This window comes from Dyella telluris (assembly GCF_014297575.1).
GTDB classification, from domain to species: domain Bacteria; phylum Pseudomonadota; class Gammaproteobacteria; order Xanthomonadales; family Rhodanobacteraceae; genus Dyella; species Dyella telluris.
Genome location: NZ_CP060412.1, coordinates 1,332,366 through 1,347,447, shown reverse-complemented (window position 1 = coordinate 1,347,447; position 15,082 = coordinate 1,332,366). Strand labels below are relative to the sequence as shown.

The window sequence follows — 15,082 nt, the reverse complement described above, 5'->3', positions numbered from 1 at the left end:
GCCCCCAGGAACCTGTGACGTCAAGCATGTCTTCCATGTCCCATCTGGACGCCCTTGAAGCCGAGAGCATCCACATCTTTCGCGAAACGGCGGCCGCCTTCGAGCGTCCCGTGATGCTGTATTCCATCGGCAAGGATTCCTCTGTCCTGCTGCATCTGCTGCGCAAGGCCTTCTATCCGGCCCGTCCGCCCATGCCTTTGCTGCATGTGGACACCACCTGGAAGTTCCGCGAGATGATCGCGTTCCGCGATGAGGTGGCCGCGGCGGGCGACGTGGACGTGCTGGTGCACATCAACCAGGACGGCGTGAACCAGGGCATCTCTCCGCTCACGCACGGCTCGGCCGTGCATACGGATGTGATGAAAACCGTGGCGCTCAAGCAGGCGCTGGACAAGTACGGCTTCGATGCCGCCATCGGTGGTGCGCGCCGTGACGAGGAAAAGTCCCGCGCCAAGGAGCGGGTGTTTTCCTTCCGCAATGCCCAGCATCGCTGGGACCCCAAGCACCAGCGTCCGGAGCTCTGGCACAACTTCAACACCCGCATCCACAAGGGCGAGAGTGTGCGTGTTTTCCCCTTGTCGAACTGGACCGAGATGGATGTGTGGCATTACATCCGTCGTGAGCGCATTCCGGTGGTGCCGTTGTATTTCGCCAAACCTCGCCCGGTGGTTGCCCGTGATGGGGCACTCATCATGGTGGACGACGAGCGCTTCACCCTGCGCGAGGGCGAGACGGTCGAGATGCGCAACGTGCGCTTCCGCACGCTGGGGTGCTACCCGCTCACGGGCGCAGTGGAATCCACCGCTGACACGCTGGACCAGATCATTGATGAGATGGCTGCTTCCCGCAGCTCCGAACGCCAGGGCCGGGTGATCGACAACGACGGTACGGCTTCCATGGAGCGCAAGAAGCAGGAGGGCTACTTCTGATGGCCATGACCGATGCCACCAAGAACGCCGCCCCGGACACCGGCCTGCTGCGCTTCATCACTTGCGGCAGCGTGGACGACGGCAAGAGCACACTGCTCGGCCGCCTGCTGTACGACGCCGGCATGGTGCCGGATGACCAGCTGGTCGCGCTGGCCCGCGACAGCCGCAAGCTGCATGCGGAGTCGCCGGACGCGCTGGACTTCTCCCTGCTGACCGACGGCCTGGATGCCGAGCGACAGCAGGGCATCACCATCGACGTGGCCTACCGCTATTTCCACACGCCGCGGCGCAGCTTCATCGTGGCGGACTGCCCGGGCCACGAGCAGTACACCCGTAACATGGCCACCGGCGCGTCCACTGCCCAGCTGGCCGTGGTGCTGGTGGATGCCCGCAAGGGCCTGCTGCCGCAGACGCGCCGGCACAGCTATATCTGTGCCCTGATGGGCATACGCCAGGTGATCCTGGCGGTGAACAAGATGGATCTGGTCGATGCCCGCGAAGACATCTATGCGGCAATTACCCACGAATACCGCGAGCTGGCCGACCAGCTCGGCCTGACCAGCGTGCATTGCCTGCCGGTGATCGCGCCCGGTGGTGACAACGTGGGCAAGGCCTCGTCGCGCCTGCCTTGGTACCAGGGGCCGACCCTGCTTGAGCTGCTGGAGTCGGCCGACACCACGGTGGCCCAGGCGGAAGACTTCCGCATGCCGGTGCAATGGGTGAACCGCCCCGATGCCTCGTTCCGCGGCTATGCCGGCACCGTGTGCGGCGGCCGCCTCGCGGTGGGCTCGGAGATCGTGGTGCAGCCGGCCATGCGCCGGGCTCGGGTGGAACGCATCGTTACGGCCGACGGCGACCTGTCGGAGGCCGTGGCCGGCCAGGCGGTGACGCTCACGCTCGACCGCGAGATCGACGCCAGCCGCGGCGACGTCATCGCCGATGCCGCCCGCCCCGCACCCGTGGCGGACCAGTTCGCCGCCCATGTGCTGTGGATGGGCGACGAGTCGCTGCTGCCCAACCGCGCCTACTGGCTGAAGATCGGCTCGCGCACGGTGAATGCGCGCATCACCTCGATCAAGCACAAGGTCGACGTGAACACGCAGGCCGAACTGGCGGCGCGACGCCTCGACCTCAACGAGGTCGGCTACTGCAACATCGACCTGGACCACGCCATCCCGTTCGAGTCGTATGCGGACAGCCGCACCCTGGGTGGCTTCATCCTGATCGACCGCACCACCCATGCCACGGTGGGCTGCGGCATGCTGGATTTCGCGCTGCGCCGCGCCTCCAACGTGCACTGGCAGCACACCGACCTGGACAAGGAAGCGCGCAGCGTGAGCAAAGGCCAGTCGCCGCGCTGCCTGTGGTTCACCGGCCTGTCCGGTGCGGGCAAGTCCACCATCGCCAACCTGGTGGAGCGTCGCCTGCATTCGCTTGGCTACCACACCTATATGCTGGACGGTGACAACCTGCGCCATGGGTTGAACAAGGATCTGGGCTTCACGCCCGAGGCGCGCGTGGAGAACGTCCGCCGTGTCGCGGAGGTGGCGCACCTGATGGTCGACGCCGGGCTGATCGTGCTGGTGTGTGTCATCTCGCCGTTCCAGAGCGAGCGCCAGTTCGCGCGCGGGCTGTTCGAGGAGGGTGAGTTCCTCGAGGTCTTCGTCGATACCACGCTGGATGAATGCGAGCGCCGCGACCCGAAGGGTCTCTATCGCAAGGCCCGCGCAGGCGAGATCGTCAACTTCACCGGCATCGACTCGCCTTACGAGGCGCCTGAGAATGCCGAGCTGCACCTGCTGACCGCAGGCTTGCGTCCGGAGCAGCTGGCCGAGCAGGTGGTCGATCAGTTGCTCGCGGGGCTGGGGCACGCGCCGCGCTCAGCCTGAGCGCGCGCCGTCGTATCGCCTGATGGTGTCCGCTGTCATCCCTGATCCTGCGGGGATGACAGCGGTGGCGCTATGAATCTGCTCGGGCGCATGCTGCGCTGCACGAAGCGCGACGAATACGCCAACGCACGGTAAGTGCCTGGCGCGCTTGGCTTGGAATGTGTCCGTGGCCCCGGCGATAATGTTTCTTTCCCCAGGGCACCACGGCGATGACCGACAAGACCATACTCAACGACACCCACCGCGCCCTCGGCGCGCGCATGGTCGATTTCGGCGGTTGGGACATGCCGATCAACTACGGCTCGCAGATCGAGGAACACCACGCCGTCCGTCGCGATGCCGGCATGTTCGACGTCTCGCACATGACCGTGGTCGACCTGCACGGCACGCGTACGCGCGAGTTCCTGCGCCACCTGCTGGCCAACAGCGTGGACAAGCTGAAGGTGCAGGGCAAGGCGCTGTACTCGTGCATGCTCAACGAGCAGGGTGGGGTGATCGACGACCTGATCGTCTATTTCCTCGGCGAGGAGTTCTTCCGCCTGGTGGTGAACGCCGCTACCCGCGCCAAGGACCTGGCGTGGATCGAAGCGCAGGCCAAGGCCTTCGGTGTCGAGGTCAAGGAGCGCCCGGACTTCGCCATGATCGCCGTGCAGGGTCCGAACGCCCGCGCCAAGGCGATCAGCGTGCTGGCCGAGGTCGACCATGAGCGCATCAACAAGCTCGGCAAGTTCGCCGCCGCCGCCGCGCAAGGCCCGCATGGCATGCCGTTGTTCGTCGCCCGTACCGGCTATACCGGTGAAGACGGCTTCGAGATCGTCGTGCCGCAGGAGCACGCCGTGGCCCTGTGGCAGGCACTCGCTGCCGCCGGCGTTGCGCCGGCCGGCCTGGGTGCGCGTGACACGCTGCGCCTCGAGGCGGGCATGAACCTCTACGGCCAGGACATGGACGAAACGGTGTCGCCGTGGGAAGCCAACCTCGGCTGGACCATCGCCCTGGACGAGGGCCGCGACTTCATCGGCCGCAAGGCGCTCGAGTCGCAGAAGGCAGCCGGTGTACAGCGCGTGATGGTCGGCCTGGTGCTCGACGACAAGGGCGTGCTGCGCCACGGCCAGCCGGTGCTTACCGCCAACGGCACGGGCGAGATCCTCTCGGGCAGCTTCGCCCCCACGCTCAACAAGGCGGTGGCGTTTGCGCGCATTCCGGTGGGCGAGCCGGGCGACGTGCGCGTCGATATCCGTGGCAAGGAAGTGCCGGTGCGCGTGGTGAAGTACCCGTTCGTCCGCGACGGCAAGCCCTGCGAGGGCATCTGATTTTCCACCTTCGGTAGCGCGGGCGAGGCCCGTGTTGCCAACCGGGTGGAGCGGCTAGAATTGGCACTCCACCCCGATCCCACATCAACGATTGGACCCGATCATGAGCGAGATTCCCGGCGATCTGAAGTTCCTCAAGTCCCACGAATGGGCCCGCGTCGAAGACGACGGCCTGGTGCGCGTGGGTATCTCCGACCATGCCCAGGGCCAGCTCGGCGACCTGGTGTACGTCGAACTGCCGGAGATCGGCGCGAGCGTCCAGGCCGGTCACGGCGTGGCCGTGGTCGAGTCGGTCAAGGCGGCCTCTGACATCTACAGCCCGGTCTCCGGCGAAATCGTCGCGGTCAACGAGAACCTCAACGACAAGCCGGAAACCATCAACGAAGATGCTTTCGGCGACGGCTGGATCTTCCTGGTCCGCGCGAGCGATCGCGGCGAACTCAACGAGCTGCTCGACGCCGATGCTTACGCAGAGCTGGTCGAGAACGAAGACCACTAAGCCCGGCTTTCGACGCTTCGCCCGACGCCGGCCGCCTCAAGCGGCCGGCGTCTTTTTTGAGGTGACGTCGGGAAGTTTTTCGACGTTCGCCGGGTGGTCCGGGCAACAACGGAAGCAGTGTTTTTTCGTACTGCAGTTGTCGCCGTCCATGCCGATAGAAGTCCGGAACGGTGTGCGGCCGACATCGGGTGCGAATCGACGGTCGCCCCGCTTCGGTGCCTTCGACACCCTTCAAGGCGGTCCGGAGAGGCTGTTCGGGCCGGTCGCCCAAAAAAAATTTTCAGTCGACTTTTGTTCATCCAGGAAGGCTCCGCCGGGGCTTGCCCGGCATGTGCCTGATGTGTCTCGGTTTGTGAGACAGGCGTGCTGCAGTGCACATGGCAGTGGAAAGACAAAATGCCTTGTTTTAAGCGGTTTTAATCAAATACAAGTAATCGGTAATGCATTTAAATCTGGGTGTATGGACGTCCAAATGAAAATGCCCTTGAACCCCCGTAAGGCCTTGTCTGGCGGGGGTTTGGACCCTCCTGGGGGTGGGTGAAACGGATTGATTTCGTGGTTAAAATCAATTGACAGTTGAAATCTTCAGGAATAGCTTTCGCATCGGAACACGGAGAACGGGTGCCATGGCAACATCGAAATTCATCAAGCCTTATATCGAGCATGGAGAAAAGGCCGGCGCAGTACGCAAGATCACGGTCTCGATTCCGTTGCACGTTCTGAGGCCCCTGTCTGACGAACGCACCCGTCGTCAGGTGAACAATCTTCGGCACGCCACCAACAGCGATTTGCTGGTGGAGGCGTTCCTGCATGCTTTTACTGGGCAACCACTGCCAACTGATGAGGAGCTGAGACGAATTATGGCCACTGCCAAGAAAGCCGTTGCAAAGAAGCTGGTCGCCAAGAAGGCGGTCAAGAAGGCCGCCGTGAAGCGCGCCGTGAAGAAGGCCGCTGTGAAGCGCGCCGTGAAGAAGGCCGTTGTGAAGCGCGCCGTGAAGAAGGCCGCTGTCAAGCGCGCCGTCAAGAAGGCCGCCGTGAAGCGTGCGGTCAAGAAGGCCGTCGCCAAGAAGGTTGTGAAGAAGGCTGCTGCCAAGCGCGTCGTGAAGAAGGCTGCTGCCAAGCGCGTCGTGAAGAAGGCTGCCGCTGCCAAGGTTGTGAAGGCCACCAAGGCTGCGAAGGCCCCGAAGGTTGCCAAGGCCCCCAAGGCCAAGAAGTAAGCTTTACTCTTAATAAGAAGCAGCAAGAACGACTTTTCTCCCCGCGGTGCCCAGCGCGGGGAGAGTCATTCGAAAGAGCGACTCGTCCCGGCCCTTGCCGGGACGCTTCGTTTCTGGGGTAAGAAAATTTCCTAGCGGCCGCGGCCTCCCTCCTGTATCCGGCGAAGCTGGCCAGCTGTGCGCTCCGTCGCCGACGCGACGTGCGATTTGCCGTAGTGCTTCGTTACGGTTACCTTTCACACATCCGCGCCGCGGCTAGCCTGGGGGGCTTGCCGCTCCTGGATTCACAGGGGGAAAAAGCGCGGGTATCTGATGCCACTCGGTGAGAGCTCATGGATACCCGATACAAACATCACGTGCGTCGTCACGCGCGTGGGGCCATTCGGCCCGCTGCCATTGCCATTGTCGCTGTGATCGCCGTTCTCGGCGCAGCGTCCTGGTTCCTCATCATCAAGCCGCACATGGACATGGTCGCGGCCGACCTCGGCGCGCACCCGTCGACACCGGTGAAGGTCGGTGCCGAAGCGCCGCCACCGCCGGTCAACGTGGCGGCCATGAGCATGAACCAGCTGCTCGCCGAAGCCCGCAAGGCGGTGAACGAGCAGCGCCTGCTTGCGCCCGCAGGCAACAACGCCTTCGAGTTCTACCTGAAGGTGCTGGAGAAGCAGCCGGGCAACCAGGTGGCCGCCGACGCCCTGCGCGAAACCTTCCCGGTGGGCGCCAGCGTGGCTGAGCAGGCGATCAACCAGCGCGACTTCAACGAAGCCCAGCGCCAGATCGACCTGTTGGCGAGGGCCGACCCTGCCAACTACACGCTGACCATCCTGCGTTCCAAGCTCGATGCCCAGCGCAAGCTGCTGGATCGTGAGCAGCAGCTGGCTTCGGACAAGGAAAAGCAGCAGCAACTGGCGGCGCAGAAGGCGGTGTCCGACAAGGCTGAATCCGATCGCCTCGCGGCCGAAGCGCAGCAGAAGGCGCTGGCTGACCAGCGTGCGGCGCAGGCACGTGCCAGCCAGCAGCAACAGGCCAGCGAAGCATCCCGCCAGCAGCAGGCGGCGTCCACGGCAGCCACAGCCAGCAATACGGCGGCGGCTAGCGCCGGTGGTACGCATCCGGCGGTGCTGTTGCGCAATGTGGCTCCGCGCTATCCCACTACCGCCGTCCGTGCGAACCAGGAAGGCTGGGTGGAGGTGACCTTCACCATCACGCCGGAAGGCACGGTGGACGACGTGAAGGTGGTGGATGCCGAGCCGCGCCATGTGTTCGACCGCGCTGCCACGGAGGCGGTGAGCCGCTGGAAGTTCCAGCCGGCGACGCAGGACGGCAATCCGGTTCCGTCGCAGGACAAGCGCCGCATCGTCTTCAAGCTCAATTGACGGACGTCCTGCCGCTGCGGCGGCAGGACCATGCAACGCACAAGCGCCGCAGGGTTTCCTGCGGCGCTTTCGTTTGAGCGGTACTCAGTTGGTGCCGTTGCTGGTGGTGGCGGCGGTCTTGCCCTTGTGGCGCGCCTTGCCCTTGGCAGTGGTGTGCGTGGTGGGCGCGTCGCTTTCGATGCCGGCCCAGTCCACGTGCGGCAGGCCGAGCAGGCTGTCGAACACCATGGGTAGCAGGCCGGCGGGCAGGGGATCGGCGGAATTCCACATCATCACCATGCCGACGTGGTATTTCGGCAGGAAGCCGATCATGGTGCGATAACCCTCGACGGCTCCCGCGTGGAAGATCAAGGTTTCACCCTCGTAGTCGAACACGCGCCAGCCCAGGGCATACGAGGCGTCCTCAAGGCGCGCGCGTCGCCAGGGTGCGGAATGCATCTCCACGGGCGTGGCCACCTCGGGCGCGTGCAGCGTGGCCAGCAGCGCTGGCGGCAGCACGTCGGGTCGCCCGCCCATCTGTGCGATCAGCCACTGCTCCATGTCCTTGAGGCTGGCGTTGACGCCGGCGGCAGGAGCCACGCGGTAATACGCTTCCTTGGGTTCGAACGGAATCCAGCCGTTGCCGCTGGGTCGATGCGGGTGCGCCCAGCTCTTGCTGGCCTCGAGCCCCTCGCGACCGTAGCTGGCCGTTTTCATGCCCAGCGGAAAAAAGATGTTCTTGTCGACCTGGCGTGTGAAGAAGTCGCCGGTCTGCGCGTAGACCACGTCGCCGATCAGGCTGAAGGCGATGTTCTGGTAGCCGTAACACTGACCGACATCGCAGGTCAGCGTGACCTCATCCAGGCGGCGCGCCAGTTCTTCGTACGACACGTTCTCTTCGAGCATGTTGTCGTAGGTGTTCTTGGGCAGGCCCAGACGCTGGCCGAGGATGTCGCGCACCGTGGCGTGTTCTGCGGCGCTGTCGCTCTTGAGCCGGAAGAAGGGCAGCACCGAGACCAGCTTGGTATCCCAGGAGAGCTTGCCGTCGTTCACCAGCACGCCGGTAAGCGCGGTGGCGAAGGCCTTGGACAGGGAGGCCAGGCGAAACACCGTCTCGGGCGTGACCGGCTCGCGCGTGGCGGCGTCGGCATAACCGATGGTGCCCTCGAACACCACCTTGTTGTCGGCCACCACGGCGGTGGCCAGGCCCGCGACGGCGTTGCGCTGGTCAAGCCGATCCAGCCATTGCTGATAGGCGGCGAGGGTGTCCTTCATGCGATCGGCGGGCACGCCTTGCGATGATGTGGGGACACTGGCTTCGTTCGTCGGGGTGGCCGCGCGCACGAGCGATGTCGTACCGGCGAAGGCCAGCGTGGCGGCGATGAGCAGTGGAAGCGTGCGAAACGTCATGCTGTTCGATAGTGATGGGCGTCGATGGGACACCTGGTCGAAAAACAGCTCGGAAAGAGCCGGGCCTTGGGTCGTGCGAGCCGGGTTCATCCATGACGACCGGCCGAGAGTAACGCAGGGGCGGTTGAAAATCCGCTGTCCGGACGGTGGATGGACGCTAATCCGAAGATCGGCGGGCCGCGGGCTTGTTTCCGTTCAGGATCAGCTCGCTGGCGCGCTCGGCAATCATGATGACGGGCGCATTGGTGTTGCCGCTGGGCAGGCTGGGCATCACTGATGCGTCCACCACACGCAGGTTCTCAAGGCCGCGGACACACATCTCGCTGTTCAGCGGCGAGTTCGCATCCTTACCCATGCGACAGGTGCCGACCGGGTGATAGATCGTTTCGGCTTTCCGCCGGATGAACGCGGCGTACTTCGCGTCGCTGGTGATCGCCTGCTCCGGGAACACCGGCTTGCCGCGGAAGGGAGCGAAGCCCGGCTGCGAGAGGATGTCGCGCGACAGCCGCGCGCCTTCGATCATGCGCTGCAGGTCGTGCCCTTCCGCATCGCTCAGGTAGTTGGCATGGATGGCGATAGGTTGGGCGGGGTTGGCCGAGCGCAGCCGCAGCTGGCCCCGGCTGCGCGGATGCAGGTAGCACGCGTGCACGGTGTATCCGTAGCCGGGCAGGCGGTGCCGGCCATGGTCGTCGAGCAGCGCCGGCACGAAATGGAACTGCAGGTCGCAGCGTTCGTCGGTGGCGAGCCGGCTGCGCACGAAACCGCCGGCTTCGGCGACGTTGGAGGTGCCCGGCCCTTCGCGATGACGCAGGAAGCGCCAGCCAGCAGCCAGCTCGTTGAGATGGTCGTACGTGATCTTCTGCGTGCTGCCGTCCAGCGTGCAGATGTCCAGGTGATCCTGCAGGTTCGCACCGATCTCCGGTTGGTCGACTTGCACGCCGATGCCGTGTTCGCGCAGGTGATCGGCCGGCCCCACGCCAGACAGCATCAGCACCTGCGGCGTATTCACCGCGCCACCGGCCAGGATGACATCGCCCGCTTCGATGACGGTCTTGCTGCCCTGCAGCTGCACGCCGAGGGCGCGGCCGCGTTCGATGACCACGCGCGCCACCAGTGCGCCCGTGCGAATCTCGAGATTGCTGCGCTCGCGTACCGGCCGCAGATAGGCCACGGCGGTTGAGCAGCGCGCACCGTTGCGCTGGGTTACCTGATAGAAGCCAAAGCCGGCCTGGCTTGGACCGTTGAAATCGTCGTTACGCGGCAAGCCCGCGGTGATCGCGCTGTCGATGAACACCTCGGACAAGCGGTTGTGATAGCGCAGATCACTGACGCCCAGCGGCCCGCCGCTGCCGTGAAGTTCACTGGTGCCACGCGCCTGGTCCTCGCTGCGCCGGAACCATGGCAGTACGTTTTCCCACGACCAGCGCGCGTCGCCGGTGGCTTCCGCCCAGCGGTCATAGTCGCCGGCCACACCGCGGATGTAGCACATGGCGTTGATCGAGCTGGAGCCACCCAGGGTCTTGCCGCGCGGCCACCACAAGGTGCGCCCGTTCAACTGGGCCTCCGGCTCGGTGCGGTAACTCCAGTTGAGGCGGCGGTTGTTGGCCAGGCGTGCGATGCCGGCGGGCATGTGGATCAACGGATGCCAGTCCGATGGACCGGCCTCCAGCAACAACACGCGCTTCGTACCGTCGGCACTGAGGCGGTTGGCCAGCACGCAACCTGCCGAACCCGCGCCCACGATGATGTAGTCGTAGATCACCTCGCCCCCTGATCCTTGCCCGTCATACCGGCATGCTAGTCTGTACCGGACCCACGCTGGAAACGCCGGTGAATACCCCCCGACCTGCCGCAGCGAACGAAGGCCTCGCATCGATTCTTTCTGCGGTGGCCTTTTTCTTCGTGATGACGGCTTACTACATCATCCGGCCTGTGCGCGACCAGCTCAGCGGCGCCGTCGGTTCCCAATCGCTTCCTTTGTTCTACGCCAGCACGTTCGGCGTGATGCTGCTGCTGACGCCGGTGTTCGGTGCGCTGGTGTCGCACTTTCCGCGCAGGCGCCTGCTGGGCTGGAGCTACAGCTTTTTCGTGGCCTGCCTGCTGGCCTTCGTGCCGGCTTTCATGGCGCAGGACCGCATCGGCGCGCGTGCGCTCGGCGTGGGGTTCTTCATCTGGGTCAGCGTGTTCAACCTGTTCGTGGTGTCGCTGTTCTGGAGTTTCATGGCCGACATCTTCCAGAGCGTGCAGGCGCGGCGCATCTTCCCGTTGATTGCGTTGGGCGGCATGGCCGGTGCCATCTTCGGTCCGCTGGTGACCAAGGCACTGGTGCAGGTGATTGGCGTGGCGGCCTTGCTGGTGGTCTCGGCGGCGGCGCTGGTGTTCGCACTGGTCCTGTTGCTGAACCTGTCGTCGCGACACGATTGCCGCGCCGAGGCGCGTGACGGCGAGGTTATCGGTGGTTCGCTCTGGGCCGGCATCAAGGAGCTGTGGACGCGCCCGTTCCTGCGTTACATGGCCATCCTGATGGTGCTGGGCGATGGCATCGGTACGCTGGCCTACGCCCTGATGGCCGACTACACCAAGGCGCACATTCCCGATCGCATCGCGCGTACCTCGTTCTACAACGACCTGGACCTTGCGGCGAACCTGCTGGGCGTCGTGCTGCAGCTCACGCTCACGCGCTGGTTGCTGATCCGCAAGGGCGCGGGAGCGGCGCTGGTGGTCCCTTCGCTGGTCAATTTCGTACTGCTGTTGCTCGTGGTCGTGCTTGGCATCGGCAACGTGAACCTGCTCGGCCTGGTGGTGCCGATGCTTTCGATCATGATGGTGGGCTCGCGCGGCTTCGCCTACGGCATGACCAAGCCCGCGGTGGATGCGTTGTACACCCGGGTGCCGCGCGAAACGCGCTACAAGGGCAAGAACTTCGTGGAGACGGCCATCTGGCGCTTTGGCGACGTGCTGGTCACCAGTGGCGTGAGCCTGCTGGGCACGCTGGGCGTGGCCGCCACCGGCATGGCAGGCATCGGCGCGGGCGTGTCCGCGCTGGCTACCTGGGTGGCGGCGCGCGCAGCCCGCTCACCCGACCTGCTGCCAGAGCAGCAGGTCGCCAAAGCGTCGGCACACCCGTCAAACCCGGCCGAGGCCTGACGCTCAGCTGGTGATGTAACGCTGCAGCTGTTCGATCTGTTCGGCCTGGGCGTCGATCACTTCCTTCACCAGGTCGCCGATCGAAATCACGCCGACCACGCGATCGCCGCTGACCACGGGCAGGTGGCGGATACGGCTGTCGGTGCACAGGCGCATGCAGTCGAACACGTCGGTATCCGGCCCCACGGTGAGCGCCGGGCTGCTCATGATTTCGGAGACCGCGGTTTGCGCGGAGGAGCGACCCTGCAGGATCACTTTCCGCGCGTAGTCACGCTCGGAAACGATGCCGACCAGCCGTTCGCCGCGCATCACCAGCAGCGCGCCGACACGTCGCTCCGCCATGTGCTTGATCGCTTCGAGTACGGGCGCGTCCGGTGCGATGCTGAAGATGTCGGTGCCCTTGCCTTCCAGCAAATGCTTGACCTGTCGCATGCTTGCACCTCTCGGGAGGCCGCCATCCGGCCGCATGGAAAGAGTCTAGCGCCGCCGTGGGGACGTGGTGTTGGCCCGGCGTGAAGCGCGGGCAGGGCAGCCCTCAGGAGCGCGCGCGGGGCGTGCGTTTTTCCTCGATGAAGTACAGCGGCCGCTGCTTGCTCTCGGCGTAGTTGCGTCCCAGGTACTCGCCGATCACGCCCAGGGCCAGCATCTGCACGCCGCCCATGAACAGGATCACCACCATCAGCGACGGGTAGCCGTGCACCACGTCGCCGAACAGCAAGGCTTTGCCGAACACCCAGATCCCGAACAGAAAGGCCAGCAGCGATGCCGCCATGCCCACCCAGGTGGCGAGTCGCAGCGGCGCCGTGGAGAAGGAGGTGAAACCCTCGATGGCCAGCTGCAGCAGCCGCCAGTAATTCCACTTGGTCACGCCCGCCTGGCGCGGTTCGCGCAGGTAATGGACGGCCGTCTGGCGGTAACCGATCCAGGTGAACAGGCCTTTCATGAAGCGCTGGCGCTCGCGCAGCTGGTGCAAGGCGTCCAGTGCGCGGCGGGACAGTAGCCGGAAGTCACCGGTGTCGCGGGGCAGGCGCGTGTCCGAGACGCGCTCCATGCTCCGGTAGAACAGGGCGGAAGTGAACTTCTTGAAGCCGGTTTCGCCCTCGCGTGCAGAGCGGGTGGCGTAGACCACGTCGAAGCCCTCGCGCCAGCGTTCGACCAGGGCGGGAATCAGTTCCGGCGGGTCCTGCAGATCGGCATCGATGACCACGGCCGCATCGGCATCGACATGGTCCAGGCCTGCGGTGAGCGCAGCCTCCTTGCCGAAGTTGCGCGACAGTTTGAGCGCGCCAATGCGGCTGTCTCTTGCGGCTAATGCGCCAATCAGCTCCCAGGTGGTGTCGCTGCTGCCGTCATCGATGTAGAGCACGTCGCAGTCCAGCGGGAGCTCGGCCAGCACGCTTCCCAGCCGCGCGTGGAAAATCTCCAGTACGGCGGCTTCGTTATAGGCGGGCACGACGACGGTGAGGCGTGGCATGGGCGCGAGCGGCTTCTTGATGGAACGGCGAATGCTAGTGCATGCGTCGGTGTCGGGCGAGCCTCAACGGCGGCGCGTGTCACGCGGCTGCTGCCTGCCCTGCAGGTATCCCGGGCCGCCGAGCTGTGCCATCTGTTGCTGGATCCAGTCCGCACGGCTCTGCACGTAGGCGGTGGGGCGGTCGGCATGGAAGCGGCGGGGGCTGGGCAGCACCGCGGCCAGGCGGGCCGCCTGGGCCGCGCTGAGCCGCGCGGGCGGCACGTGGAAGAACGCATCGCTGGCGGCGCCCACGCCATAAATGCCGTCGCCCAGCTCCGCCATGTTCATGTACACCTCAAGGATGCGCTGCTTGGGCCAGGTCAGTTCGATCAGCACGGTGAAATACGCCTCCAGCCCCTTGCGCACGAAGCTGCGCCCGTTCCACAGGAACAGGTTCTTGGCGGTCTGCTGGCTGATGGTGCTGGCGCCGCGCAAGCGACGTCCCTCGTCGGCGGCGTCCACGGCGTCCTGGATGGAGTCGAAGTCAAAACCGTGGTGAAACGGGAATTTCTGATCCTCACCGGCCACCATGGCCAGCGGCACATACGGCGACACCTGGCTCCACGGCACCCAGTGGTGCTGCAGATGGAAGTCTTTCTCGCCATGGATGAGCGCGCCAACCTGGCGCTCCATCATCACCGCCGACGTCCAGGGTGGCACGAACCGCAGGATCAGTACGATGAGCCAGCTGAGCGCCAGCCAGGCAACCGCGACCAGGATGATGGAGCGCAAAAGGCGGGCGGCGAACGGGCGTCGTGATGTCATGGCGGCGCTTGGGCGGAATTGGCGGCAGTATAGGGGCCCCAGCCCCCTCTCGCCGCCGGCCGTTGTGCCCGCATGCAGGCGCCCCCATCTAGTTGAATTGTTCTTGAGAGGTCCATCCCGTGGAAACCGTGCTTGTCGAAGATGTGCTGCATCGCTTCATGCTTGAGCGCGCCGGCGTGCGCGGCGTGCTCGTGCGTCTGGGGCCGGCCTGGCGCGAAGTCGCCGGTCGTTCCGCCTATCCGGCCACGTTGCGCTCCGTGCTTGGCCAGACCCTGGCCGCCAGCGCCTTGCTGACGGGCAACATCAAGCTCGAAGGCGCGCTTTCGGTGGAGCTGAAGAGCAGCGGCCCGCTGCGCCTGCTGTTTGCCGAATGCACCGATCAGGGTCGCCTGCGTGGCCTGGCGCGCTGGAGCGATCCGTTGCCGGCCACGCTGGATCTGGCCGAGCTGCCGGATGCCATCATGGCCATCACCATCGGCAATGCCGAGCGTGGCCAGCGTTACCAGGGCCTGGTCGACCTGCAGCATCCGGAGCTGGCCTCGGCGCTGGAGAACTACTTCAGCCAGTCCGAACAGCTGCCGGCACGCATCGTGCTGGCCGCCGACGGCGAGCATGCCGTGGGCCTGATGCTGCAGAAGCTGCCGGACGAAGGTGGCCACGACGTGGTGGAGGATGCGGATGCCTGGACGCGCATCCAGCACCTTACGGCCACCCTGGGCGCAGAAGAGCTGCTCGCCACCGCACCGGAACAGCTGCTGTACCGCCTGTATCACGAGGAGTCGGTGCGCCTGTTCGAGCCCCGTCCGCTGGCCTTTGGTTGCAGCTGCACGCGCGAGCGTGTCGAGGCGGTGCTTCGCTCGCTGGGCCGCGACGAAGTGGAAGCGGCGCTGGAAGCCCGTGAAGGCGAGATCGAGGTGATCTGCGAATTCTGTGCACAGCGCTACACCTTCGATCGCGTCGATGCCGAGCACCTGCTCAGCGTCAGCCCGACCACGAGTGCGCCCCAGACGACGCAGTAAGCCTTGCTTCGCGAGCAAGAAAAACGGCG

13 protein-coding genes are annotated in these 15,082 nt (G+C 65.2%); 8 read left to right on the top strand and 5 right to left on the bottom strand.

The window, feature by feature from the left end; genetic code table 11:
• The first annotated feature begins 26 nt into the window (after positions 1-26).
• The 6 genes from cysD to H8F01_RS06180 all read left to right on the top strand — a co-directional run bounded on the left by cysD (position 27) and on the right by H8F01_RS06180 (position 7,220).
• Positions 27-929 carry a sulfate adenylyltransferase subunit CysD gene (gene cysD / locus H8F01_RS06205; protein ID WP_187058152.1) on the top strand — a complete coding sequence of 301 codons (903 nt, stop codon included), beginning with the start codon at positions 27-29 and terminating at the stop codon, positions 927-929.
• Complete coding sequence (cysC, locus tag H8F01_RS06200; protein WP_187058151.1) at positions 929-2,818, top strand: adenylyl-sulfate kinase; 1,890 nt, start codon at positions 929-931, stop codon at positions 2,816-2,818. The genes cysD and cysC overlap by 1 nt, the downstream gene beginning before the upstream one ends.
• 209 nt (positions 2,819-3,027) lie before the next feature.
• Entirely contained in the window at positions 3,028-4,128 is a 1,101-nt protein-coding gene (gcvT, locus tag H8F01_RS06195) for a glycine cleavage system aminomethyltransferase GcvT (protein ID WP_187058150.1), read from the top strand.
• A gap of 103 nt (positions 4,129-4,231) precedes the next feature.
• Positions 4,232-4,627: a glycine cleavage system protein GcvH gene (gcvH, locus tag H8F01_RS06190; protein ID WP_187058149.1), complete on the top strand. Its 396-nt coding sequence runs from the start codon at positions 4,232-4,234 to the stop codon at positions 4,625-4,627.
• A 626-nt stretch (positions 4,628-5,253) separates the two neighbouring features.
• Complete coding sequence (gene metJ / locus H8F01_RS06185; RefSeq protein ID WP_187058148.1) at positions 5,254-5,844, top strand: met regulon transcriptional regulator MetJ; 591 nt, start codon at positions 5,254-5,256, stop codon at positions 5,842-5,844.
• Between the two features lie 332 nt (positions 5,845-6,176).
• Positions 6,177-7,220, top strand: a complete 1,044-nt coding sequence (locus H8F01_RS06180; protein ID WP_187058147.1) for an energy transducer TonB — start codon at positions 6,177-6,179, stop codon at positions 7,218-7,220.
• An 84-nt stretch (positions 7,221-7,304) separates the two neighbouring features.
• Here the strand turns inward: H8F01_RS06180 and H8F01_RS06175 are convergent, their stop codons facing one another.
• Both H8F01_RS06175 and H8F01_RS06170 read right to left on the bottom strand, forming a co-directional pair.
• Complete coding sequence (locus H8F01_RS06175) at positions 7,305-8,609, bottom strand: serine hydrolase domain-containing protein (RefSeq protein ID WP_187058146.1); 1,305 nt, start codon at positions 8,607-8,609, stop codon at positions 7,305-7,307.
• A 157-nt stretch (positions 8,610-8,766) separates the two neighbouring features.
• Positions 8,767-10,371 (bottom strand): GMC family oxidoreductase, encoded by a 1,605-nt coding sequence (locus H8F01_RS06170; RefSeq protein WP_187058145.1) that lies wholly within the window; start codon positions 10,369-10,371, stop codon positions 8,767-8,769.
• A gap of 113 nt (positions 10,372-10,484) precedes the next feature.
• On the opposite strand from H8F01_RS06170, the gene H8F01_RS06165 reads away from it, so the two are divergent.
• Positions 10,485-11,756 carry an NTP/NDP exchange transporter gene (locus H8F01_RS06165; protein WP_238481239.1) on the top strand — a complete coding sequence of 424 codons (1,272 nt, stop codon included), beginning with the start codon at positions 10,485-10,487 and terminating at the stop codon, positions 11,754-11,756.
• A 3-nt stretch (positions 11,757-11,759) separates the two neighbouring features.
• Here H8F01_RS06165 and H8F01_RS06160 read toward each other — a convergent pair whose 3' ends face one another.
• The 3 genes from H8F01_RS06160 to mtgA all read right to left on the bottom strand — a co-directional run bounded on the left by H8F01_RS06160 (position 11,760) and on the right by mtgA (position 14,034).
• Positions 11,760-12,188 (bottom strand): CBS domain-containing protein, encoded by a 429-nt coding sequence (locus H8F01_RS06160; protein WP_019467106.1) that lies wholly within the window; start codon positions 12,186-12,188, stop codon positions 11,760-11,762.
• A gap of 103 nt (positions 12,189-12,291) precedes the next feature.
• Positions 12,292-13,230 carry a glycosyltransferase family 2 protein gene (locus H8F01_RS06155; RefSeq protein WP_187058143.1) on the bottom strand — a complete coding sequence of 313 codons (939 nt, stop codon included), beginning with the start codon at positions 13,228-13,230 and terminating at the stop codon, positions 12,292-12,294.
• 63 nt (positions 13,231-13,293) lie between these two features.
• On the bottom strand, positions 13,294-14,034 hold the full coding sequence (mtgA, locus tag H8F01_RS06150) for a monofunctional biosynthetic peptidoglycan transglycosylase (RefSeq protein ID WP_187058142.1): 741 nt from the start codon (positions 14,032-14,034) through the stop codon (positions 13,294-13,296).
• 119 nt (positions 14,035-14,153) lie between these two features.
• Here mtgA and hslO point away from each other — a divergent pair, with 119 nt between their 5' ends.
• On the top strand, positions 14,154-15,053 hold the full coding sequence (gene hslO, locus H8F01_RS06145) for an Hsp33 family molecular chaperone HslO (RefSeq protein ID WP_187058141.1): 900 nt from the start codon (positions 14,154-14,156) through the stop codon (positions 15,051-15,053).
• Positions 15,054-15,082: the final 29 nt, after the last annotated feature.